Origin of the sequence: Brevundimonas sp. UBA7534, from assembly GCF_002479325.1 — a bacterium.
GTDB lineage: Bacteria > Pseudomonadota > Alphaproteobacteria > Caulobacterales > Caulobacteraceae > Brevundimonas.
In genome coordinates this window covers 1,691-2,608 of sequence record NZ_DLMO01000137.1, presented here as the reverse complement: position 1 = coordinate 2,608, position 918 = coordinate 1,691, and the positions used below count along the sequence as shown (strand labels likewise).

Annotated in this window: 1 protein-coding gene; it reads left to right on the top strand. The window is 65.6% G+C overall.

The features are described 5' to 3' along the window. On the top strand, positions 1 to 918 hold a 918-nt coding region (gene glnA / locus B2U11_RS11315; protein ID WP_292071832.1), incomplete at both ends, for a type I glutamate--ammonia ligase.

The window sequence follows — 918 nt, the reverse complement described above, 5'->3', positions numbered from 1 at the left end:
GCCGAGTTCTTCATCTTCGACGACGTGCGTTGGTCGACCCAGCCGCACGACACCGGCTACGCCTATGATTCGACGGAGCTTCCGGCAAACACCGGCGCCGAGTACACCGAGGGCAACATGGGCCACCGCCCGGGACCCAAGGGCGGCTACTTCCCGGTCAATCCGGTCGACAGCGGCCAGGACCTGCGCGGCGAGATGCTCGGCGTCATGCGCGACCTGGGCCTGCAGCCCGAGAAGCACCACCACGAGGTGGCGCCGGCGCAGCACGAGCTGGGTCTGAAGTTCTCGGACCTGCTGACGATGGCCGACCGGCTGCAGCTCTACAAGTACGTGATCCACAACGTCGCGGCCGCCTACGGCAAGTCGGCGACCTTCATGGCCAAGCCGATGTTCGCCGACAACGGCTCGGGCATGCACGTGCACCAGTCGATCTGGAAGGACGGCAAGCCCATGTTCGCCGGCGACAAATACGCCGGTCTGTCGCAGGAATGCCTTTGGTACATCGGCGGCATCATCAAGCACGCCAAGGCCATCAACGCCTTCTCCAACTCGACCACCAACAGCTACAAGCGCCTTGTGCCGGGTTATGAGGCGCCGGTGAAGCTGGCCTATTCGGCTCGCAACCGTTCGGCCTCCATCCGCATCCCGCACGTCTCGTCGCCCAAGGCCAAGCGCCTGGAAGCCCGCTTCCCCGATCCGATGGGCAACCCCTATCTGACCTTCGTGGCGCTGCTGATGGCGGGCCTGGACGGCATCGAGAACCGAATCGATCCGGGCGCGCCGGCCGACAAGAACCTGTACGACCTGCCGCCGGAAGAACGCGGCTCGATCCCCGAGGTCTGCGGCTCGCTGCGCGAGGCGCTGGAGAACCTCGACAAGGACCGCGCCTTCCTCAAGAAGGGCGGCGTCATGGACGAC